This is a genomic window from Micromonospora sp. WMMC415, assembly GCF_009707425.1.
GTDB lineage: Bacteria > Actinomycetota > Actinomycetes > Mycobacteriales > Micromonosporaceae > Micromonospora.
This window is the reverse complement of record NZ_CP046104.1, coordinates 5,960,513-5,980,859: the sequence shown is the minus strand read 5'-3', so window position 1 is coordinate 5,980,859 and position 20,347 is coordinate 5,960,513. Positions and strand designations below refer to the sequence as shown.

The window sequence follows — 20,347 nt, the reverse complement described above, 5'->3', positions numbered from 1 at the left end:
CGTCCTACCGTCCCTTCATGAGTTGCCGGAGCTGGTCGCGGCTGGCTGCCGGGCTCAGGGCCACACTCCGCAGATGTTCCATGATCTTGGTGCAGGTACGCAGGTCGCCCGGCCGGTCCAGGACCATCTGCCCGGCGACGGTCTCCACCGAGGCGATGATCGGGTCCTCCGGGTCGGCGAACTCGAGGATGTGCAGCGAGCCGCGGGTGCCCCGGTGGTAGCCGGCGGCCAGCGGGATGACCTGGATGGTGACGTTGGGCAGCTCGCCCATCTTCAGCAGGTGCTGGAGCTGGGCCTCCATGACCGTGCGGTCGCCCACCGGCCGTAGCAGCGCGCCCTCGTCGATGATCGCGTCGAAGATCGGCGGGGCGTCGGCGACGAGCCGCTGCTGCCGGTCGAGCCGGAGCTGCACCCGCTGCTCGACCTGCTCGTCCCCGAGGGTGTGCGGCCCGCCCCGCATGACCCCCCGGATGTAGTCGGCGGTCTGGAGCAGGCCGGGCACCACCGAGGGTTCGAAGTTGGCGATGCCGGTGGCCTCGGCCTCCAGGGCGATGAAGTCGATGGTGCGCCGGTCGAGCAGGTACGAGTAGGACACCCACCACCCGGGCTTGCGCGCGTCCTTGGCGAGCTGCACGGCCGCGGACACCTCGTCCGGCGCCACTCCGTAGAGCGTGAGCAGGGCGCGGACGGTGGCCGGGCTGACCAGCGTCTGCGCGTTCTCGTAGCGGGACAGGGTGCTGCGGGTGCTGTTGATCTCGTCCGCCGCGGCCTCCAGGGTGAGCCCGGCGGCCTCCCGGTGCGTACGCAGGGCGATGCCCAACCGGCGGGCGCGGGCGGTCTTCGGAGCCATGCATCGATCGTCGCACATCTCCGGGAACCTGTACATGAGAGAACGCGGGTGAGAGTTGCATTCATGGCCGTCGTGATGCCAATCTGTCATCAAGTCCTCACCGGCGGTTGTCGTGGCGACGGCGACGGTGAGTGACCGGAGGGGATGGGGCGCGCGGCGATCGGGTTTCTCCCCCGTACCCGATCGCCGCGTGCCACGCCCGGTGGCCGGCCAGCCGAAGGGACTCGACGTGCGTAACGCCCAGCAGCCCCGACCCGAGCGCGCCAACGGCTCGGCGCTGACCCGGTTCCTGGTGGTGCTCACCGACGTGCGTTCCGACGACGGCGACCGCGACGAGCGCAGCAGCCCGGAGCGGCGGCGTCAGGTGGTGAGCGCGAGCAGTCGCGAGGCCGCCGACCGGATCGCGGGGGCGTTCATGGCGCTGGGCATGGTGCGGGCGGGCCGGCAGCGGGTCAAGGTGATCGCCATCGGCCGGCGGCACGGCCGCGGATAGACGACGGCCCGGCGGGTTGCCGGAACCCGCCGGGCCGTCCCCACCGCGTCGCTCAGAGCATCCGGCGCTTCTTCAGGTACCCGACCAGGTCGTCGTAGACGCCGCCCTCGTTGGCGAACATCGCCACGTTGCGGGCGGTCGCCATCCACGGCCGCGTCGACGGCCGGACCTCCTTGAGCGCCCGGTCCAGGTCACGCTGCTCGATCATCCGCACCTCGCCGGTCCGCACCGAGTCGGCCATCGCGAACTCGGCGGCCGTCTCGCACAGGTGGGCGAGGTCGGCGCCGGAGAAGTCCTCCGTGGCGGCGACCACCTTGCGCAGATCGATGGCGGCGATCGGGCGCTCCCGCAGGTGGTACTCCAGGATGGACCGTCGGGCCTCGGCGTCCGGTGGCAGCACCAGCACCACCCGGTCCAGCCGCCCCGGACGGCGCAGCGCCGGGTCCACGTCCCAGGGAGTGTTGGTGGCCGCCAGCACGAAGACGCCCTCGTTGCTGCCCTCCATGCCGTCCAGCTCCGCCAGGAGTTGGTTGCCCAGCGTCCGCATCGAGCTGGAGCTGACCTGGGAGCGCTTGTGGCCGAGCGCGTCCACCTCGTCGAGGAAGAGCACACAGGGGGCGTTGCGGCGGGCCGCCTCGAACAGCTCGTGCAGGTTGCGCTCCGAGTTGCCCATCCACATGTCGAGCACGTCCACGATGGACAGCGAGATGAACCTGGCGCCCATCTCCCCGGCGACCGCCCGGGCGAGGAACGTCTTCCCGCAGCCGGGCGGCCCGTAGAGCATCAGGCCGCCGCGCAGGCTCTTGCCGTACATCTTCCGCAGCTGCGGATTGCGCAACGGGCCGAGGAAGGCCAGCTCCAGCCGCTCCTTGACCGCCGCCATGCCGCCGACGTCGGCCAGCCGGATCGCGGAGACCTCCACGTCGTAGATCCGGTCCGCGTCCCCGGCCACCGGCTCCGGCTCGTCGCCCGCCCGGGCGAAGCGCGGCGGCACCACGTCCGCCAGCTCCTGCTCGTAGGCGGCGAGCGGATCCGCCGTCGCGCCGGCCGCGTCTCCGGCCGGCTGCGGGACCGCCGGGGTCGGTGCCGGCGGCGGGGGTACGCGACCCGTCAGCGCCCGCTGCATGAGCGCCTGCGCCTCGTCGCTGCCCGGATCGCGGGCGAGCGCCTGGCCGATCTGCGCGATCGCCTCACCACTCCGGCCGGCGTCCAGCAGCAGCGCGGCGAGGTGCAGGCGGAGCGGCAGGTCGTCCGGTCGGCCGTCCAGGGCCGCCGAGAGCGAGTCGATGAGGGCGTCGGAGCTCATAGGACGAGCAGCGTAACGGGCGGGAGCAGGCCCCGGTGGACCTGACGGTCCGGTTACGCACCGTGTAGCACCGATCGACCGGTTGCTGACCACGCCGACCTCTGCCCGGGTATGGCCCGCCGACCCTCGCCACGCACAGTAAGGTCAACCGGGTGAGCGCGAGTCGGGTACGAAGAGGTGAGGGCCGATGACCACCCCAGGCAGGACCCGCGTGGCGATCGTCTTCGGCGGCCGCAGCCCGGAGCACGGCATCTCCTGCGTCAGCGCCGGCAGTGTGCTCGCGGCACTCGACCCCGACGAGTACGAGGTCGTGCCGGTCGGCATCACCCGTGCCGGCCAGTGGGTCCTGACCAGCGGCGACCCCGGGCACCTCGCGATCAGCGCCCGGCGGCTGCCGGAGATCACCGCGGAGTCCGGCACCGACATCGTGCTGCGCGCCGACCCGACCGGCAACGGACTGATGGTGCTCGACCCGACCGAGGGTCCCCGGGCGCTCGCCGACGTGGACGTGGTCTTCCCGGTGCTGCACGGCGCGTACGGCGAGGACGGCACCATCCAGGGGATGCTGGAGATGGCCGGCATCCCGTACGTCGGGGCGAACGTGTTCGCCTCCGCCGCGGCGATGGACAAGGAGTTCACCAAGAAGCTCTGCGCGGCCGAGGGCATCCCCGTCGGCCCGTACGTGGTGCTCCGCAACGGCATGACGCTGAGCGAGGAGGACAAGCGCCGCCTCGGCCTGCCGGTCTTCGTCAAGCCCTCCCGGGCCGGTTCGTCCTTCGGCATCACGAAGGTCAGCGACTGGGCGGAGCTGGACGACGCGGTCGCCGTAGCCCGCCAGATCGACCCGAAGGTGCTCGTCGAGGGGGCGATCGCCGGCCGGGAGATCGAGTGCGGGGTGCTGGAGGGCGAGGCCGGTGGCGCGCCCGAGGCGTCCGTGCTCGCCGAGGTCCGGGTGGTCGGCGACTACGACTTCTACGACTTCGAGGCGAAGTACATCGACGCCGACGTCGCCTGCGAGTACGACATCCCGGCCGGCCTGCCGGAGCGGGTGACCCGCCAGATCCAGGAGTACGCGGTCCGCGCGTTCACCGCGATCGACTGTGCCGGCCTGGCCCGGGTGGACTTCTTCGTCACCCCGGAGCTCGACGTCTACCTCAACGAGATCAACACGATGCCGGGCTTCACGCCGTCGTCGATGTTCCCGCGCATGTGGGCGGCCTCCGGGCTGGAGTACCCGAAGCTCGTCAACCGCCTCATCCGCACCGCCCTTCACCGGGGCGTCGGCCTGCACTGAGGCCGCCCACCACCCCGCGGTGGATCCGCGCCCTCCGGAAGGAGTGGCCTCCGCGAGGCGCGGGAGGCCACTCCTGACGGAGACGCGCTTCGCAGCGGGCGCGGCGGCGTGCGGTGCGTACGGGTCAGCCCCGGCAGCCCGAGGGCGCGGGGCCGGCCGACGGGACCGACGCGACGATCGTGTCGGAGATGGGGGAGACCCACTGCAACGGCTGCTCGTACGCCCGCGGCACCCGGACCACCACCGCGGTCTCGCGGTCCAGCGTGGTCAGCACGGTGGCGTCGCTCTCCTGCCGTCCGTGCCAGCAGACCTTGTTGACCAGCCAGACGTCGTCGGTGGCGCCCACGGTCGGCTCCGCGCCGCCGCAGGCGACGGTGAGCGCCGGGTCGCCGTACGCGGCGTTCTGCTCGGCGCCCGCGGTGACCGGACGCTGCGACAGCTCCCGGATGGTCGGTGGCAGCTGGGAGAGCAGGGCGCGGCAGACCGTGGCGGGCCGCTCGGCCAGGGGCGGGGCGGCCATCTCGACCGGGGCGGTGGACTGCGCCCGGGGAGCCGACGCCGACGGGGTCGGCCCCGCCGCCGGCTCGTCCGGCGTGAGCTGGGCGAACGCCAGCGCGCCCACCAGCACGGTCACCGGCAGCGCGACCGCCGTCGCGATCAGGGCGGCGCCGCGGGTGGGCCGGTCGCGGCCCGGTGCCGCGGCGGGCTCGCTCGTCTCGTCGCGGGTGTCGTCGGTCACGGAGGAGTCGGTCATCTTGTCCACTTACAGGCGCACCACCGAACACGTGAGGGTGCGGGTGATGCCGGGCACCATCTGCACCTTGCTGACGATGAGTTTGCCGAGCTCGTCGACGGTGTTCGCCTCGGTGAGCACGACCACGTCGTAGGGCCCGGTGACGGCGTCGACGCGTACCACGCCGGGGATGTCCGCGATCTCACCGGCCACGTCACGCGCCCGGCCGACCTCAGTCTGGATGAGGATGTACGCCTGAACCACGACTAGACCTCCGTCCGTCGCCGCTGCGTGAGCGGCCCGAAGGGAGAAAGTACCTTACGGACCAGGTCTGAATCCGATCGGTGGTCAAGGAGAAGCGGTGAGCGAGCACGGCACGAGCGTCGTGGGGGTGGGAGAGTTCGGTCTCATCGACCGGGTGACCGCCCGGTTGTCGTACGGATCGACCGTTCTGCTCGGTCCCGGGGACGACGCGGCGGTGGTGGCGGCACCCGACGCCCGCGTCGTCGCCTCGACCGACGTACTGGTGGAGGGGCGGCACTTCCGGCGGGACTGGTCCGGCGCGCGTGACATCGGCCACCGGGCGGCCGCGGCGAACCTGGCCGACGTGGCGGCCATGGGCGCGCGGCCGACCGCCCTGCTGGTCGCCCTCTGCATGCCGGCGGACCTGGCGACCGCCTGGGCCGAGGAACTGGCGGACGGGCTGGCCGCCGAGGCGGCCACGGTGGGCGCCAGCGTGGTGGGCGGGGACATGTCGTCGAGTCCGACACTGACCATCGCGGTGACCGCGCTCGGTGATCTCAATGGCCGGGCCCCGGTGACCCGGGCGGGGGCCCGGCCCGGGGACGTGGTGGCCCTCGCCGGCCGGACCGGGTACGCGGCGGCCGGGCTCACCGTGCTGTCCCGGGGCTTCCGGACCCCCCGGCTGCTGGTCGAGGCGTACCGGCGGCCCGAGGTGCCGTACGCGGCCGGTCCGCAGGCGGCCGAGGCCGGCGCGACCGCCATGATCGACGTGTCGGACGGGCTGCTGGCCGACGTCGGGCACATCGCCCGGGCGAGCGGGGTCGCCGTGGACGTGCGCCGGGACGCGTTCGAGGTGCCCCGGCAGATGCGCGATGCCGCCCAGGCGCTCGGCGTCGACCCGTACACCTGGCTGCTGGCCGGTGGCGAGGACCACGCCCTCGCGGCGACCTTCCCCCCGACGGCGCCGCTGCCCGAGGGGTGGCGGCCGGTCGGCACGGTCACGGCCGGCTCCGGCGTGACGGTGGACGGGCGGCAGTGGGAGGGCCCCGCCGGCTGGGACCACTTCCGGTAAGGGCCCAGGTCGGTCGTACCCTTTACGTGTGCAGAACCTGGAGATCCACGCCGCCCGCTTCGACGCGCCCGAGTCGCAGGCGCTGATCCGGGCGGCCCTCGCCGACCTCGGCCAGCGGTACGGCGGCAGCGGCGACGAGACCCCGGTGGACGCGGCCGAGTTCGAGCCGCCGGCCGGCACGTTCCTGGTCGCCCTGCTCGACGGCCGGCCGGTCGGCTGCGGCGGCTGGCGCAGCCACGGAGCGGAGGGGGACGTCGCCGAGCTGAAGCGCATGTACGTGGCCCCCGAGGCGCGGGGCCGGGGCGTGGCCCGGGCGGTGCTGGCGGCGGTGGAGCGGTCGGCGCGCGAGCAGGGCCGCAAGCGGATCGTCCTGGAGTGCGGCGACAAGCAGCCCGAGGCGATCGCCCTCTACTCCTCGGCCGGCTACGAGCGCATCCCCAACTTCGGCTTCTACAAGGACGCCCCAGGTTGCATCTCCTTCTCCCGCACACTGTGAAAGGAAGGGCCCCTTCTTGACGCCTGGTGCACTAAAAGGGTCCCTTCCTAACACCACTCACCAGTACCCGGACACGGCAAAGCCGGCGGGCCCCGAAGGGGTCCGCCGGCTTTCGCCGAGCTGTTACCGCGTCAGGCGCGGGTGACCTTGCCGGCCTTGATGCAGGAGGTGCAGACCTGCATCTTCTTGGTGTTGCCACCACCGGCCGGGGTCCGCACCGACTGGATGTTCGGGTTCCAGCGGCGGTTGGTCCGCCGGTGCGAGTGGGACACGTTGTGGCCGAAGCCCGGCCCCTTGCCACAGACGTCGCACACGCTAGCCACGGGATACTCCTGGGATTGAAACGTTCATGAGGTCGCCGCCAGGCGCTGCCCGGGCAACCTGGTCAGGTTACCCGATACCCCGGCCCGGCGACCAATCGCCCCCGGCGCGGCCGGACACGCCGGGCGCCACCCGCCGACCCCCGGCACGTGTCGGTGCGCGCCAGTAGGCTACTCGCCGTGCTGGACACCCTCGACGCCGCCGCGGTCCGCCGCTGGTGCGCGGGCGGGCTGGCCGCGCTGAAGCGGCACCAGGGCGAGATCGACGATCTCAACGTCTACCCGGTGCCCGACGGCGACACCGGCACCAACCTGGTGCTCACCCTCACCTCCGCGCAGCAGGCGCTGGCGATGGACCTGGAGACGCTCCCCGGCGACGCGCCGACCCCGCACGGGCACGCGCTGCGGCTGATGGCCCGGGGCGCCCTGCTCGGCGCCCGGGGCAACTCCGGGGTGATCCTGTCGCAGATCCTGCGCGGCTTCGCCGACGCGGTGGCCGCCGCTCCCGCCGTGCGGGGGCGCGAGCTGGCCGCCGCGCTGCGCCACGCGACCACCGCCGCGTACGCGGCCGTCGCCACCCCGGTGGAGGGGACGCTGCTCACGGTCGTGGCCGCCGCCGCCGGGGCGGCCGAGCGGGCCGACAGCGACGACCTGCGCGCCGTGGCCCGCGCCGCGGCGCACGAGGCGGGCCATGCGCTGAACCGCACTCCCGAGCAACTTCCCGCGCTGGCCCGGGCCGGCGTGGTCGACGCCGGTGGCCGAGGCCTCTGCCTGCTGCTCGACGCCCTGGTCGAGGTCGTCACCGGCGAGCGCCCGGAGCATCCGGCGGCGGCGCCGCCGCGCCCGGCGGGCCCGCCGGCCACCGCCGTCCGGGAGACCGGCTCCGAGGCGTACGCGTACGAGGTGCAGTACCTGCTCGACGCCGAGCCGGCGGCGGTGCGGCGGCTGCGGGAGGAGCTGGCCGGCCTGGGCGACTCGCTGGTGGTGGTGGGCGACGGCGTCGCCTCCGTCGGCACGTGGAACGTGCACGTGCACGTCAACGACGTCGGCGCGGCGATCGAGGCGGGGGTCGTCGCCGGCCGCCCGCACCGGATCACCGTGACCCGCTTCGCCGACCAGGTCGGGCCGGGTCCGGCCGGCCCACCGGACGAGGCGCCGACGGTCCCGGCCGGCCGGGCCGCCGTGGTGGTGGCCGCCGGGGCCGGCATCGCCGAGCTGTTCGCCGGCGAGGGGGCGACCGTGGTGCCCGGCAACCCGTCCACCGGCGAGCTGCTCGACGCGATCCGCGCGACCGGCGCCGCGTGGGTGGTGGTGCTGCCCAACGACCCGAACACGCAGGCGGTGGCGAGCAACGCGGCCAAGGAGGCGCACCGGCTCGGCGTCAAGGTCAGCGTGGTGCCGACCCGGTCGCCGGTGCAGGCCCTGGCCGCCCTCGCCGTCCGCGACCCCGGCCGGCGCTTCGAGGACGACGTGATCGCGATGGCCGAGGCCGCCGGTGCCTGCCGGTACGCGGAGGTCTGTCACGCCAGCCGGGAGGCGCTGACCGTCGCCGGCCCCTGCCGTCCGGGTGACGTGCTCGCCCTCGTCGACGGGGAGGTGCACCTGATCGGGTCGGACCTGCTGGACACCTGCACCGCCGTGGTCGACCGGATGCTCGGTGGCGGCGGCGAGCTGGTCACGCTGCTGTCCGGGGCGGACGCCCCGGCCGGCCTCACCGACGCCGTGCGCGACCACGTCACCCGGGCCTGGCCGTTCGTCGAGGTGCACGCGTACCCGGGTGGCCAGCCGTACTACCCGCTCCTGGTGGGGGTCGAATGACGTCCGAGCAGGCCACGGTCGACACCCCGCTCAAGAAGCTGGTCGGCGAGAAGACGGCGAAGGCCCTCGCCGGCCACCTCGACCTGCACACCGCGGGCGACCTGCTCTACCACGTCCCCCGGCGGTACGACGAGCGCGGCGAGCACACCGACATCCGCTCGCTCGACGTCGGCGAGCAGGTCACGGTGCTGGCCCAGGTGCAGCGCACCGCCGTGCGGCCGATGCGGCAGCGAAGGGGCAACCTGCTGGAGGTGACGGTCGGCGACGGCTCCGGGGGCACCCTCACCCTGACGTTCTTCGGCAACCAGGCCTGGCGCGAGCGGGACCTGCGCCCCGGCCGGTGGGGGCTGTTCGCCGGCAAGGTCACCGAGTTCCGGGGCAAGCGGCAGCTCAACGGCCCGGAGTACGTGCTGCTCGGCTCCGGCGGTGAGGGCGAGGCGGCGGCGAGCGAGGAGGTCGAGGAGTTCGCGGGCGCGCTGATCCCGGTCTACCCGGCCGCGGCCGCCGTGCCGACGTGGGTGATCGCCCGCTGCGTCCGGGTCGTGCTGGACACGGTCACCCCGCCGGACGATCCGCTGCCGGCCACCGTGCGGGCCACCCGCAACCTGGTGGGGCTCGACACCGCGCTGCGGGAGATCCACCGCCCGTCCAGCAAGGAGGCGCTCTACCGGGCCCGGCGCCGGCTCAAGTGGGACGAGGCGTTCGCCGTGCAGCTCACGCTGGTGCAGCGCAAGCACCGGTCCGCCGCCCGTCCGGCCCGGCCCCGCCCCGCGGCGCCGGGTGGCCTGCTCGACGCGTTCGACGCCCGCCTGCCGTACGAGCTGACCGGCGGCCAGCGCGACGTCGGCGCGGAGATCGCCGCGGACCTGGCCACCGCCCACCCGATGCACCGGCTGCTCCAGGGTGAGGTCGGCTCCGGCAAGACGGTGGTCGCGCTGCGCGCGATGCTCCAGGTGGTCGACGCGGGCGGGCAGGCCGCCCTGCTCGCCCCGACCGAGGTGCTCGCCGCCCAGCACCACCGGGGCATCCTCGACCTGCTCGGGCCGCTCGGCCGGGCCGGTGAGCTGGACGCGGCCGAGCACGCCACGCGGGTGGAGCTGGTCACCGGTTCGCTCGGCGCGGCGGCCCGCCGCCGCGCCCTCGGCGAGGTGCGCAGTGGGGCCGCCGGCATCGTCCTGGGCACGCACGCGCTGCTGTACGAGGGTGTCGACTTCGCCGACCTCGGCCTGGTGGTGGTCGACGAGCAGCACCGCTTCGGCGTCGAGCAGCGGGACGCGTTGCGGGCCAAGGCCGACCATCCGCCGCACGTGCTGGTGATGACGGCCACGCCGATCCCGCGCACGGTCGCCATGACCGTCTACGGCGACCTGGAGGTGTCCACACTCTCCCAGTTGCCCCGGGGCCGATCCCCGATCGCGTCGCACGTCGTACCGGCGGCGGAGAAGCCGGCCTTCCTGGACCGGGCCTGGCGCCGGCTACGCGAGGAGGTGGCGGCCGGCCACCAGGCGTACGTGGTGTGCCCGCGGATCGGCGACGGCGCGCAGGCCGAGGAGGAGGCGCCGCGCGAGGACGACACCGGGCGCCGACCACCCCTCGCCGTGACCGAGGTGGCGCCGCTGCTCGCCGAGGGGCCCCTGCACGGGCTGCGCATCGGCGTGCTGCACGGCCGGCTGCCCGCCGACGAGAAGGACGCGGTGATGCGTTCCTTCGCCGGCGGTGACCTCGACGTGCTCGTGGCCACCACGGTCGTCGAGGTCGGGGTGGACGTGCCCAACGCCACCGTGATGATCGTGCTGGACGCCGACCGGTTCGGCGTGTCCCAGCTGCACCAGCTGCGGGGCCGGGTCGGCCGGGGTGCCGCGCCGGGCCTCTGCCTGCTGGTCAGTGAGGCGACCGAGGGCAGTCCCGCCCGCGAGCGGCTGGACGCTGTGGCGTCCACGACGGACGGTTTCAAGCTCGCCGAGCTCGACCTGGAGCAGCGCCGGGAGGGCGATGTGCTCGGCGCGACCCAGTCCGGCCGCCGCTCGCACCTGCGGCTGCTGTCGTTGCTGCGCGACGCGGACCTGATCCGCGACGCCCGCGCCGAGGCGATCGCCCTGGTCGAGGAGGATCCCGACCTCACCCGTCATCCGGCGCTGGCCGCCTCGGTGGCCGCGCTGGTCGACGCCGACCGCGCGGAGTACCTGGAGAAGGGCTGACGGACGGCGGCTGGTCGGAGCGGCGCCGAATGACGGAGGGCGCGCCGACCCGGTGGTCGGCGCGCCCTCCCCGCTCGGGTGGATTCCGCTCAGGCGGTGAAGCGGAGCTTCCGGCGGCGCGCGAGCACGAACAGCACCGCGCCGCCCGCGAGCAGCACGGCCGCGCCGGCGATGATGCCGCCCGTGGCGGCGCCCGTCAGGGGCAGGGTCGGCTCGTCCTCGTCCCCGCCGCCGCCACCGGGAGCGCAGTCGGCCGGCTTCTCCCAGGCGATCGGCTCGGTGTCCTCCAGGCCCTCGGCGCTCGGCGTGACGGTCAGGCCCTCCTCGGCCGGGAACGACACGGTGCCGCTCTCGCCCGGCTTCACGGTCAGCGTCTTCGGCTCGCCCTTGTTCGGCGTGAAGGTCACCGTGACGGTCTCGCCGTCCTCAGGGTTGCTGATCTCGAAGATCAGCTCGTCGCAGGTGGACTGGTAGGCGCCGGCCGGCTCGCCAGGCTCGACACAGTTCTCGGCCGGAGCGGGCTTGCCCTCGAAGAGCGGCTCCTCGACGCCCTCCACGACCACCTTGATGCTGCCGGCGTTCTTGGCCGGCACCGTGACGGACGCGTTCTTGCCGGGCTCGACGGTGGCCGTCTCGGTGAAACCGTCCGTACCGGTGACGATGAATCCCGCCGGGGCGGTGGCATCCTCGGCGTTCTCGAGCTTGACCACGACAACGCCCTCGCAGTCGGCGGTGACGCTGGCCGTCGGCTTGGGGGTCTTCGGCGCCGGCGGCTGGTCCTTGACGCAGGTGCCGCCGAGCTCGATCGCAGCCGAGACCGGTTTGTGCTCCTTGAAGCCGTTGTCCCAAGCCGCCTGGACGGACAGCGACGCCTTGGTGATCTTGCCGTCCAGTCGCTGAGTCGCGGTCAGCGGCTGGTCGGTGGCGTGCGGGTAGTTGTCGCCCTCGGTGACGGCGATCCCGGGGATGGTCACGTCGGTGGCCGTCTCCCCGACGAACGTCTTGGCCGAGACCTCGTCGAACTTGTACTTCTTCACGTTCCTGGGCGCATAGTTCTTGATCGTCCAGTCGACCACCCACTCGCCGGTGGCGGTGTCGCACTTGGCCTGGACCTTGACCTCGCTGTGGTGGGCGCTGGCGGGGGCGGCGAGGATCGCGACGCCGCTGAGGCCGAGCAGCGTTCCGGCGGCGACAGCCATGACGCGCCGGAACAAGGGCTGGAGACGGTTCACGTCTGCTCCTGATGAGGGGGGTGTGGACGTGTGGCTGGGCGGGCGGGAGACAGCAGCGGCCAGTGGTGGCCCGCCGGCTCATCGACGCTCGCCCGGCACGCGGTGCGCCCGTTGCGGGCGGACGCGATGGGTGACTGTACTGATCGGTCATGAATCGCGGGGGTCCGGATGAGAACGTCCATGCGATGTTGTAGATTTGTGATCATTGATGCACCAATGGTCATCGCTCGATGACCATCCGGTGTGGAAGCGGCTTCCGCTGCACGATCGCCCGAGGCTGCCGCCGTCCGTCCGGCGGGTGGGTGATCGGATTACCGGTGGGGTCGGCGTCGCCCAGGGGCGGGTGACGTAGCGTCATCCCCATGAGGAGCAGGCGGTGACCCGGATCGTGGCCGGCACCCTGGGCGGGCGGCGGATCGCCGCGCCGCCCGGCGCCGGCACCCGGCCGACGTCCGACCGCGTCCGCGAGGCGCTGTTCAGCGCGGTGCAGGCGGAGGTGGACCTCGACGGCGCCCGGTTCGCCGACCTGTACGCCGGGTCCGGGGCGGTCGGGTTGGAGGCGCTCTCCCGGGGGGCGGAGCACGTGCTGCTGGTCGAGTCCGACCCGCGCGCCGCCCGGGTGATCCGGGAGAACGTGGCCGCCTTGCGGGCCGGGTCGGCCGTGCGGCTGGTCACCGGCAAGGTCGGGACCGTGCTCGGCGCGGGCCCGGACGGCGACCCGTACGACGTGGTCTTCGCCGATCCGCCGTACTCGGTGCCCGACGAGGAGGTCTCCGCGATGCTCCGCGCACTCGTGGATCAGGGCTGGCTCGCCCCGGACGCGCTCGTGGTGGTGGAGCGGTCGAGCCGCACCGGGGCGGTCGACTGGGTGCAGGGCGTCACCGGCGAGCGCAGTCGCCGCTACGGCGAGACCACCCTTTGGTACGGTCGCCGATCATGAGACGTGCGGTGTGTCCCGGCTCGTTCGATCCGGTCACCAACGGTCACCTCGACATCATCGGCCGGGCGAGCCGGCTGTTCGACGAGGTGATCGTCGGCGTGCTGGTCAACCAGTCGAAGACCGGCCTGTTCACCGTCGAGGAGCGCATCGACATGCTCCGCGAGGTGACCAAGTCGTACGACAACGTGCGGGTGGAGTCCTTCCGGGGTCTGCTGGTGGACTTCTGCCGGGCGCAGCAGGCGAGCGTGCTGATCAAGGGCCTGCGGGCGGTCAGCGACTTCGACTACGAGTTGCAGATGGCCCAGATGAACATCGGTCTGGCCGGCGTCGAGACGCTCTTCATGCCGACCAACCCGCTCTACTCCTTCCTCTCCTCCAGCCTGGTCAAGGATGTGGCGAAGTGGGGTGGCGACATCTCCGCCCACGTCCCCGACGTCGTCCGGGAAGCCCTGGTGACCCGCCTGCATCCCCCGACCGCGCGCACCTGACCCGAACCCACCACCCCCGCGACCGCGCGGTTCCTGTCCCCTTTCGCCCGGGTTCGCGCCTCTCGTCGAGGCAGAATGTGCCCGTTCGGCGGAGTGGAGTCGCGGGCGGGGCGACGCGCCGGGGTGGGGTGGATGGTGTGGACGTGGTCGGCACACCTCATCATGTGTGGAGCGCCGAATCCGGGTTCAGCCCGCATCATTGAGGTCGGCCGACGAACGACAGGAGTGAGGTGCCGGTGGACCCGCTCGATCGCATCGACGAACTGATCGCCATGGTGGAGCAGGCCCGCTCCGTCCCGATGTCGCGCAACAACTGCATGGTCGACCGGGGCGAGATGATCGCCGCCCTCGACGAGCTGCGCGCTGAGCTCCCCGCCGACCTGCGCCGGGCCGCCGCGCTGCTCGAGGAGCGCGACAAGATCATGGAGGCCGGCAAGCGTGAGGCCGACCGGATCATCAGCGAGGGTGAGGCGGAACACGCCCGGCTCGTGTCGGTGAACGAGATCACGGTGTCCGCCGAGCACGAGGGTGCCCGGATCGTCGCGGAGGCCCGGGCCGAGGCTCAGCGGCTGCGCGAGGAGGTCGACGACTACGTCGACACCGCGCTCGCGAACTTCGAGCAGTTCCTCACCCGGGCACTCGCCTCGATCGAGCGTGGCCGGGACAAGATGCACGCCCTGCGGGAGATCGGCACGTTCGCCGGGGACGAGGCCGAACGCCCGCTACCCTTCTAGGGCCGGTGTCGAAGTCCTGGGCCGGGCCGAGGACGTCGACACGGGCACCAGGCCGACACCTCACCCCGGGCAGGACGCCGCCCCCGATTCGACGCTGCGGCGATCGCCCAGGTAACCTCGTTTGTCGGCCCTCACGGCCGGAGTCTGACTATGCCCAAACACACGCCTTCACCACTCGACCCCAGGTCGCCGCTGGTCCTCGACACGAGGGAGCTGCCGCGCCGGCCTGGTGCGTTGCGTACGGTCAAGCGGGTGGTACCGGCACCGGCGGACCTCGGCGTGGAGTTGATCGGCGTGCCGGAGGGCGCGGACCTCGACCTCGACCTGAGGTTGGAGTCGGTGTCCGAGGGGGTGCTCGTCTCCGGGACCGTCAGCGGTCCCATCAAGGGCGAGTGCAGCCGCTGCCTGCGCGAGATCGACGACACCGTGGCCGTCCCGATCCAGGAGCTGTACGCGTACGAGAACAGCACCACGGACATGACGGCCGACGAGGACGAGGTGGGCCGGATGCAGGGCGATCTGATCGACCTGGAGCCGGTACTGCGGGACGCGGTGGTGCTCACGCTGCCGACCAACCCGCTCTGCCGGGAGGACTGCCCGGGCCTGTGCCCCGACTGCGGGGTGGCCTGGGACGAGCTGCCGGCCGATCACAGCCACCAGCAGGTCGACCCGCGTTGGGCGGCCCTGTCGCAACTGACCCGTAAAGAGGAGTAAGAACCGTGGCCGTCCCCAAGCGCAAGATGTCGCGCAGCAACACCCGGGCCCGTCGGGCGCAGTGGAAGACCGCGGCCGTCGCGACCGTGGCCTGCCCCCAGTGCAAGTCCCCGAAGCTGCCGCACGCCGCCTGCTCCGTCTGCGGCACCTACAACGGCCGCCAGGTCCTCGAGGTCTGACCTGGACGCCGAGTGACGCCCCCGACCTCCGGTCGGGCGGCGCGCGCACCCTGGCGAACGCCCGGTGCCCCGGCTCCCTCCGACGCCGGCCGGCCCGCCCCGGCCGGCGTTCCGATGGAGCCGGGCACCGCGCGGATCGCCGTTGACCTCCTCGGCGGGGACGACGCTCCCGCCGTCGTGGTTGACGGCGCTCTGCGGGCCATGCGCGCCGATCCCGACCTGCATCTGCTGCTCGTCGGCCCGACCGAGGCGGCCGGCGAGCTGATCGCTGCCCTCGACCCGGAGCAGCGCGCCCGGGTCGCCGTCCGCCCGGTCGACGCCGCCGTCGGCATGGGCGACCATCCCGCCGCGGCCCGCGCCGACAGCACCGTACGCGCCGCCGTGCACGCCATCCGCGAGGGTTCAGCGGACGCGTTGGTCTCCGCCGGCTCGACCGGCGCCACCGTCACCGCCGTCGCGCTGGGGCTCGGCCGCTGGCCGGACGTCCGCCGCCCGGCTCTGATCGCCTCGCTTCCCGCCGTCGACGGCCCGGTGGTCCTGCTGGACGTCGGCGGTTCGCTGGAGCCCCGCCCGGCCACCCTCGCCCGCCACGCCGCCCTCGGCGCCGCCTACGCCGCCGTGGCGCACGGCGTCGGGGCTCCCCGCGTCGGCCTGCTCTCCGTGGGCACCGAGGCCGGAAAGGGCGACCGCGCCCGCCGCCTCGCCGATCCCGCGCTCGCCGCCACGGCGCTGCCGTCCGGCGGCCGCTACGTGGGCCTCGTCGAGGGGTACGACGTCTCGCTCGGCACGCGCGCGGATGTGGTGGTCACCGACGGGTTCACCGGTAACGTGCTGCTCAAGGCGATCGAGGGCGCGTACGCGATGGCCGGCGGCCCCCCGGCCGGCGGTGGCGCCCCCCGGGCGGCCGCCCTGCTCGGCGTCGCCGGCACGGTGGTGGTGTGCCACGGCGCCGCCCGGGGCGATGATCTCGCCTCCGGCATCGCGCTGGCCGCCCACCTGTGGCGGCGTCGCGCCGCCGACCAGGTCCGCGCGCTGCTGGACAGCACCGACGCGGGTGACCGCGCGGACCGCACCGACCGTACGACCGACACCGAGGTACGCACATCATGAGCAACGACAAGCGCCGACGGCCGCCCGTCGGCCACCTGGAGGCGGCGTTCGGCGTGGCGCTGGAGCCGGAGCTGCTGGAGCGTGCGCTGACCCACCGCTCGTACGCGTACGAGAACGGCGGCCTGCCCACCAACGAGCGCCTGGAGTTCCTGGGCGACTCCGTGCTCGGCGTGGTGATCACCACCGCGCTGTTCCACAACCACCCCGATTTGCCCGAGGGCCAGCTGGCCAAGCTGCGGGCCAGCGTGGTCAACATGCGTGCCCTCGCCGACGTGGCGCGCGGGCTGGGCCCGGACGGCCTCGGCCAGTACCTGCTGCTCGGCAAGGGGGAGGAGACGACCGGCGGCCGGGACAAGGCGAGCATCCTCGCCGACACCCTGGAGGCGCTGCTCGGCGCGATCTACCTCCAGTACGGCCTGGACACCGCGGCCATCGTCATCCACCGCCTCTTCGACCCGCTGATGGCCGAGTCGGCCGGGCGTGGCGCGGCGCTGGACTGGAAGACCAGCCTCCAGGAGTTGACCGCCGCGCAGGGCTTGGGTGTCCCGGAGTACCGCATCGAGGGCACCGGGCCGGACCACCTGAAGACCTTCACCGCCTGGGTGGTGGTCGCCGGCACCCGCTACGGGGGCGCCGAGGGGCGGAGCAAGAAGGAGGCGGAGCAGCGGGCCGCCGAGTCGGCCTGGCGGACGCTGTCCGCGCAGGCGGAGCGCGAGCAGGCCGGCGCCGGCGGGGACGGCGCGGAACCGGTCGGGGACGGCGGTCGCGGGGCGGTCGAGGCGGGCCTGGCCGGAGAGCCGGGTCGTGCCTGAGCTGCCCGAGGTCGAGACCGTCCGGCAGGGGCTGGCCCAGTGGGTCGTCGGGCGGCGGATCGCCGCCGTCGAGGTGCTCCACCCCCGGGCGGTACGCCGGCACACGGCCGGCGGCGCCCACTTCGCCGACGTGCTGGCCGGCCGGACGATCCTGGACGTGCGGCGACGGGGCAAGTACCTGTGGCTCCCGCTGGACAGCGGCGACGCGGTGATCGGGCACCTGGGCATGTCGGGTCAGCTGCTCCTGCAACCGGCCGACGCGCCCGACGAGACGCACCTGCGGGTCCGGTTCCGCTTCGCCGACAGCGGCCCCGAGCTGCGCTTCGTCGACCAGCGGACGTTCGGCGGGCTGTCGGTCAGCGAGGGTGGCGCGGAGCTGCCGGCGGAGATCGCCCACATCGGCCGCGACCCGATGGACGCCGGGTTCTCCGACGCGGCGTTCGTCGCCGCGCTGCGCCGCCGTCGCACCGAGGTCAAGCGTGCGCTGCTGGACCAGACGCTGCTCTCCGGCGTGGGCAACATCTACGCCGACGAGGCGCTGTGGCGGGCGAAGCTGCACGGTGCCCGGCCCACCGACGCCCTGACCGGCCCGGCCGCGCTGCGTCTGCTCGGGCATGTCCGTGACGTGCTCGCCGAGGCGATCAAGGAGGGCGGGACGAGCTTCGACGCCCTGTACGTCAACGTCAACGGCGAGAGCGGCTACTTCGACCGTTCGCTGAACGTCTACGGGCGGGAGGGGCTGCCGTGCCGGCGGTGCGGCGCGCCCATCCGCCGCGAGTCGTTCATGAACCGGTCGTCGTTCAGTTGCCCGCGCTGCCAGCCCCGCCCCCGGGGAGCCGTCCGGGTCTGACCCTGAGTGTCTCGGGGCCCGCCCCGGCGTGCCGAGCCGGCCCGTCCGGGATGGACCCGGGGAACCGCCGGCCGGGACGTCCCGGCGCCCCGCCGGTGCCGCTGCGTCGGTTCCGGGGCGGACCGGGGCCGTTCCCCGATGTCTCCACCCCGTCCCATCCCTAGCGTCGACACGGTTGACAGGGGTTTGAGTGACAGGGGGAATCCGGCATGGGGGCGAGACCGGTGACGGTGCGGTTGGCACGGTGGAGTGCCGAACATCCGTGGCGCGCGATCGCGCTGTGGGTGGTGTTCGTGGCGGTGTGCTTCGTCGGGGGAAATGCAGCGGGCCTCAACGAGGCCGAGGAGTCCGACCAGGCGGTCGGCGAGTCGGGCCGGGCGGTCGTCATCGTCTCCTCCGGGGACTTCGACGAGCCGGCGACCGAGAACGTCCTGATCACGGCGCGCGGCGGCACGCTGGACATGACGGCGGCCGAGGCGGCGGCCGACGACGCGGCGGGCCGGCTGCGGGCGGTGCAGGGGGTCGCCTCGATCGGTGAGCCCGTCCCGGCCCGCGACGGCTCGGCGCTGCTGCTGCCGATCACCATGTCCGGCGACCCGGAGACGGCGTCCGACCGGGTGCAGCCGCTGCGCGACGCCACCGCCGGCGTGCAGGAGGCGCATCCGGGGCTGCGGATCGAGCAGGTCGGGGGACCGTCGATCAACAAGGCGCTGGACGACACCCTCGGCGCGGACTTCAAGCGGGCGGAACTGCTCAGCCTGCCGGTCACGCTGGCCATCCTGATCGTCGCGTTCGGGGCGCTGATCGCCGCCGGCGTGCCGGTGCTGCTGGCCCTGTCCTCGGTGGCCGCCGCGCTGGGCCTCTCGACCCTGGCGTCCCACCTCGTGCCGGCCACCGACACGACGGCGAGCGTCATCCTGCTGATCGGCATGGCGGTTGGCGTGGACTACTCGCTGTTCTACGTGCGGCGGGAGCGTGAGGAACGCGCGAAGGGCAGTTCCGGGCTGGACGCCGTCGAGATCGCCGCGGAGACCTCCGGGCACGCGGTGGTGGTGTCCGGCTTCGCCGTGATCATCTCGATGGCCGGCCTGCTGCTGGTGAACGACGCCGTCTTCTCGTCGCTCGCGGTCGGCTCGATCCTGGTGGTCGCGGTCGCGGTGATCGGTTCGCTGACCGTGCTGCCGGCGCTGCTGGCCAAGCTGGGCCGCTGGGTGGACCGCCCCCGGGTGCCGCTGCTGTGGCGGCTGACCGCGCCGCGTACCGGACGGCACGGCGCGCCCGCGGCGCCGCGGTTCTGGCCGGCCGTGCTGAAGCCGGCGCTGCGGGCGCCGGTGGCGACGCTGGCCGTCTCCGTCGGGCTGCTGCTCGCCCTCGCCGCCCCCGCGCTCGGCATGAAGCTGCAGTTCCCCGGCATGGAGGACCTGCCCCGCAGCACGCCGGCGATGCAGGCGTACGACCGGCTCACCGCGGCCTTCCCGAGCAACGGCACCAGCCACACCGTCGCGGTCCGGGCGACGGCGGCCGAGGCCGACCGGGTGCGCGCGGCGCTGACCGACCTGGCCGGGCGCGCGTCCGCCGACCCGCTCTTCGCGCCGACCGAGGCGGACGGCCCGAAGATCCGGGTGTCGGCCGACGGGCGGGTGTCCGTGCTGCAGGTCGCGACCCCGTACGCCAACCGTGACGAGCGGTCGGCGCAGTCGCTGGAGAAGCTCCGTGCGGACCTGGCGCCGGCCGCCCTCGGCGGGCTCACCGGCGTCGAGTACGCGGTCGGCGGCGACGTCGCCGCCAGCGAGGACTACGAGCAGCACGTCTGGGAGAAGCTGCCGCTGGTCATCGGCTTCGTGCTGGCGCTCACCTTCCTCGTGATGGCCTGGACGTTCCGCTCGGTGGTGGTCGCGCTGAGCTCGATCCTGCTCAACCTGCTGTCCGCCGGTGCCGCGTACGGGTTGCTGGTGGTGGTCTTCCAGGGCACGTGGGCCGAGGACCTGCTCGGCTTCACCTCGATGGGCGCGATCGTCACCTGGCTGCCGCTGTTCCTCTTCGTGGTCCTCTTCGGGCTCTCGATGGACTACCACGTCTTCGTGGTCAGCCGGATCCGTGAGGGCATCCGGGCGGGCATGTCGAACCGGGAGGCGGTGGCGCACGGCATCACCTCCTCGGCGGGCGTGGTGAGCAGCGCGGCGATCGTGATGGTCGGGGTGTTCTCGATCTTCGCGACGCTCAGCACGATCGACTTCAAGCAGCTCGGCATCGGTCTGGCCGCGGCGATCCTGCTGGACGCCACGATCATCCGCGCGGTCGTGCTGCCGGCGTTGATGACCATGCTCGGCGACCGGAACTGGTGGGCCCCGCGCTTCATGCGGGCCCGGTCGGTTCCGGCTCCGATCGACCCGCCGGCGCCCGCGCCGGAGCTGGTCGGCGCACGCTGACCGATCGTCGGGGCCGGGCCGCCGCAGGCGGCCCGG

21 protein-coding genes are annotated in these 20,347 nt (G+C 73.5%); 15 read left to right on the top strand and 6 right to left on the bottom strand.

What is annotated here, in order from left to right; translation table 11 throughout:
• Positions 1–4 precede the first annotated feature (4 nt).
• Positions 5–850 (bottom strand): helix-turn-helix transcriptional regulator, encoded by an 846-nt coding sequence (locus GKC29_RS27985; protein WP_155333656.1) that lies wholly within the window; start codon positions 848–850, stop codon positions 5–7.
• Positions 851–1,079: 229 nt separating this feature from the next.
• Between GKC29_RS27985 and GKC29_RS27980 the strand changes: the two genes are divergently transcribed.
• Positions 1,080–1,343, top strand: a complete 264-nt coding sequence (locus GKC29_RS27980) for a hypothetical protein (RefSeq protein ID WP_155334379.1) — start codon at positions 1,080–1,082, stop codon at positions 1,341–1,343.
• 52 nt (positions 1,344–1,395) lie between these two features.
• Here the strand turns inward: GKC29_RS27980 and GKC29_RS27975 are convergent, their stop codons facing one another.
• Positions 1,396–2,649: a 26S protease regulatory subunit gene (locus GKC29_RS27975; protein WP_155333655.1), complete on the bottom strand. Its 1,254-nt coding sequence runs from the start codon at positions 2,647–2,649 to the stop codon at positions 1,396–1,398.
• Positions 2,650–2,836: 187 nt separating this feature from the next.
• Here GKC29_RS27975 and GKC29_RS27970 point away from each other — a divergent pair, with 187 nt between their 5' ends.
• Complete coding sequence (locus GKC29_RS27970) at positions 2,837–3,943, top strand: D-alanine--D-alanine ligase family protein (RefSeq protein WP_155333654.1); 1,107 nt, start codon at positions 2,837–2,839, stop codon at positions 3,941–3,943.
• A 124-nt stretch (positions 3,944–4,067) separates the two neighbouring features.
• Here the strand turns inward: GKC29_RS27970 and GKC29_RS27965 are convergent, their stop codons facing one another.
• On the bottom strand, positions 4,068–4,706 hold the full coding sequence (locus GKC29_RS27965; protein WP_370463285.1) for a DUF3515 family protein: 639 nt from the start codon (positions 4,704–4,706) through the stop codon (positions 4,068–4,070).
• Positions 4,707–4,940, bottom strand: coding sequence for an Lrp/AsnC ligand binding domain-containing protein (locus tag GKC29_RS27960; protein WP_155333652.1), 234 nt, complete (start codon positions 4,938–4,940; stop codon positions 4,707–4,709).
• Positions 4,941–5,037: 97 nt separating this feature from the next.
• Here GKC29_RS27960 and GKC29_RS27955 point away from each other — a divergent pair, with 97 nt between their 5' ends.
• Entirely contained in the window at positions 5,038–5,991 is a 954-nt protein-coding gene (locus GKC29_RS27955) for a thiamine-phosphate kinase (protein ID WP_155333651.1), read from the top strand.
• 28 nt (positions 5,992–6,019) lie between these two features.
• Complete coding sequence (locus GKC29_RS27950; RefSeq protein ID WP_155333650.1) at positions 6,020–6,487, top strand: GNAT family N-acetyltransferase; 468 nt, start codon at positions 6,020–6,022, stop codon at positions 6,485–6,487.
• 131 nt (positions 6,488–6,618) lie between these two features.
• On the opposite strand, the gene rpmB is transcribed toward GKC29_RS27950, so the two are convergent.
• Positions 6,619–6,810: a 50S ribosomal protein L28 gene (gene rpmB, locus GKC29_RS27945; protein WP_088963534.1), complete on the bottom strand. Its 192-nt coding sequence runs from the start codon at positions 6,808–6,810 to the stop codon at positions 6,619–6,621.
• A gap of 177 nt (positions 6,811–6,987) precedes the next feature.
• Between rpmB and GKC29_RS27940 the strand changes: the two genes are divergently transcribed.
• Both GKC29_RS27940 and recG read left to right on the top strand, forming a co-directional pair.
• Positions 6,988–8,625 carry a DAK2 domain-containing protein gene (locus GKC29_RS27940; RefSeq protein ID WP_155333649.1) on the top strand — a complete coding sequence of 546 codons (1,638 nt, stop codon included), beginning with the start codon at positions 6,988–6,990 and terminating at the stop codon, positions 8,623–8,625.
• Positions 8,622–10,823: an ATP-dependent DNA helicase RecG gene (gene recG, locus GKC29_RS27935; protein WP_155333648.1), complete on the top strand. Its 2,202-nt coding sequence runs from the start codon at positions 8,622–8,624 to the stop codon at positions 10,821–10,823. Before GKC29_RS27940 ends, recG begins: the two co-directional genes overlap by 4 nt.
• Before the next feature lie 89 nt (positions 10,824–10,912).
• Here the strand turns inward: recG and GKC29_RS27930 are convergent, their stop codons facing one another.
• Positions 10,913–12,055 (bottom strand): LPXTG cell wall anchor domain-containing protein, encoded by a 1,143-nt coding sequence (locus GKC29_RS27930; RefSeq protein WP_155333647.1) that lies wholly within the window; start codon positions 12,053–12,055, stop codon positions 10,913–10,915.
• Positions 12,056–12,431: 376 nt separating this feature from the next.
• Between GKC29_RS27930 and rsmD the strand changes: the two genes are divergently transcribed.
• The 9 genes from rsmD to GKC29_RS27885 all read left to right on the top strand — a co-directional run bounded on the left by rsmD (position 12,432) and on the right by GKC29_RS27885 (position 20,311).
• Positions 12,432–12,995: a 16S rRNA (guanine(966)-N(2))-methyltransferase RsmD gene (rsmD, locus tag GKC29_RS27925; RefSeq protein ID WP_155333646.1), complete on the top strand. Its 564-nt coding sequence runs from the start codon at positions 12,432–12,434 to the stop codon at positions 12,993–12,995.
• On the top strand, positions 12,992–13,483 hold the full coding sequence (gene coaD / locus GKC29_RS27920; RefSeq protein WP_155333645.1) for a pantetheine-phosphate adenylyltransferase: 492 nt from the start codon (positions 12,992–12,994) through the stop codon (positions 13,481–13,483). The genes rsmD and coaD overlap by 4 nt, the downstream gene beginning before the upstream one ends.
• A gap of 236 nt (positions 13,484–13,719) precedes the next feature.
• Positions 13,720–14,217 carry a hypothetical protein gene (locus GKC29_RS27915; RefSeq protein WP_155333644.1) on the top strand — a complete coding sequence of 166 codons (498 nt, stop codon included), beginning with the start codon at positions 13,720–13,722 and terminating at the stop codon, positions 14,215–14,217.
• A 150-nt stretch (positions 14,218–14,367) separates the two neighbouring features.
• The gene (locus GKC29_RS27910) at positions 14,368–14,931 is read left to right on the top strand and encodes a DUF177 domain-containing protein (protein ID WP_155333643.1); all 564 of its coding nucleotides are present in this window, start codon (positions 14,368–14,370) and stop codon (positions 14,929–14,931) included.
• A 5-nt stretch (positions 14,932–14,936) separates the two neighbouring features.
• Positions 14,937–15,110, top strand: a complete 174-nt coding sequence (gene rpmF / locus GKC29_RS27905; RefSeq protein WP_155333642.1) for a 50S ribosomal protein L32 — start codon at positions 14,937–14,939, stop codon at positions 15,108–15,110.
• 114 nt (positions 15,111–15,224) lie between these two features.
• Complete coding sequence (locus tag GKC29_RS27900; RefSeq protein ID WP_155333641.1) at positions 15,225–16,220, top strand: phosphate acyltransferase PlsX; 996 nt, start codon at positions 15,225–15,227, stop codon at positions 16,218–16,220.
• Positions 16,217–17,032 (top strand): ribonuclease III, encoded by an 816-nt coding sequence (gene rnc, locus GKC29_RS27895; RefSeq protein WP_155333640.1) that lies wholly within the window; start codon positions 16,217–16,219, stop codon positions 17,030–17,032. The genes GKC29_RS27900 and rnc overlap by 4 nt, the downstream gene beginning before the upstream one ends.
• On the top strand, positions 17,025–17,882 hold the full coding sequence (gene mutM / locus GKC29_RS27890; RefSeq protein WP_155333639.1) for a bifunctional DNA-formamidopyrimidine glycosylase/DNA-(apurinic or apyrimidinic site) lyase: 858 nt from the start codon (positions 17,025–17,027) through the stop codon (positions 17,880–17,882). The genes rnc and mutM overlap by 8 nt, the downstream gene beginning before the upstream one ends.
• 209 nt (positions 17,883–18,091) lie before the next feature.
• On the top strand, positions 18,092–20,311 hold the full coding sequence (locus GKC29_RS27885) for an MMPL family transporter (protein WP_155333638.1): 2,220 nt from the start codon (positions 18,092–18,094) through the stop codon (positions 20,309–20,311).
• The last annotated feature ends 36 nt before the right edge of the window (positions 20,312–20,347 follow it).

Bases quoted from the DNA above. Each gene is read 5' to 3' on its own strand.
- GKC29_RS27910 (WP_155333643.1), top strand. From the start codon at position 14,368: ATGCCCAAACACACGCCTTCACCACTCGACCCCAGGTCGCCGCTGGTC.
- GKC29_RS27900 (WP_155333641.1), top strand. From the start codon at position 15,225: ATGGAGCCGGGCACCGCGCGGATCGCCGTTGACCTCCTCGGCGGGGAC.
- recG (WP_155333648.1), top strand. From the start codon at position 8,622: ATGACGTCCGAGCAGGCCACGGTCGACACCCCGCTCAAGAAGCTGGTC.
- coaD (WP_155333645.1), top strand. From the start codon at position 12,992: ATGAGACGTGCGGTGTGTCCCGGCTCGTTCGATCCGGTCACCAACGGT.
- GKC29_RS27985 (WP_155333656.1), bottom strand. From the start codon at position 850: ATGGCTCCGAAGACCGCCCGCGCCCGCCGGTTGGGCATCGCCCTGCGT.
- rnc (WP_155333640.1), top strand. From the start codon at position 16,217: ATGAGCAACGACAAGCGCCGACGGCCGCCCGTCGGCCACCTGGAGGCG.
- GKC29_RS27885 (WP_155333638.1), top strand. From the start codon at position 18,092: ATGGGGGCGAGACCGGTGACGGTGCGGTTGGCACGGTGGAGTGCCGAA.
- GKC29_RS27975 (WP_155333655.1), bottom strand. From the start codon at position 2,649: ATGAGCTCCGACGCCCTCATCGACTCGCTCTCGGCGGCCCTGGACGGC.
- GKC29_RS27970 (WP_155333654.1), top strand. From the start codon at position 2,837: ATGACCACCCCAGGCAGGACCCGCGTGGCGATCGTCTTCGGCGGCCGC.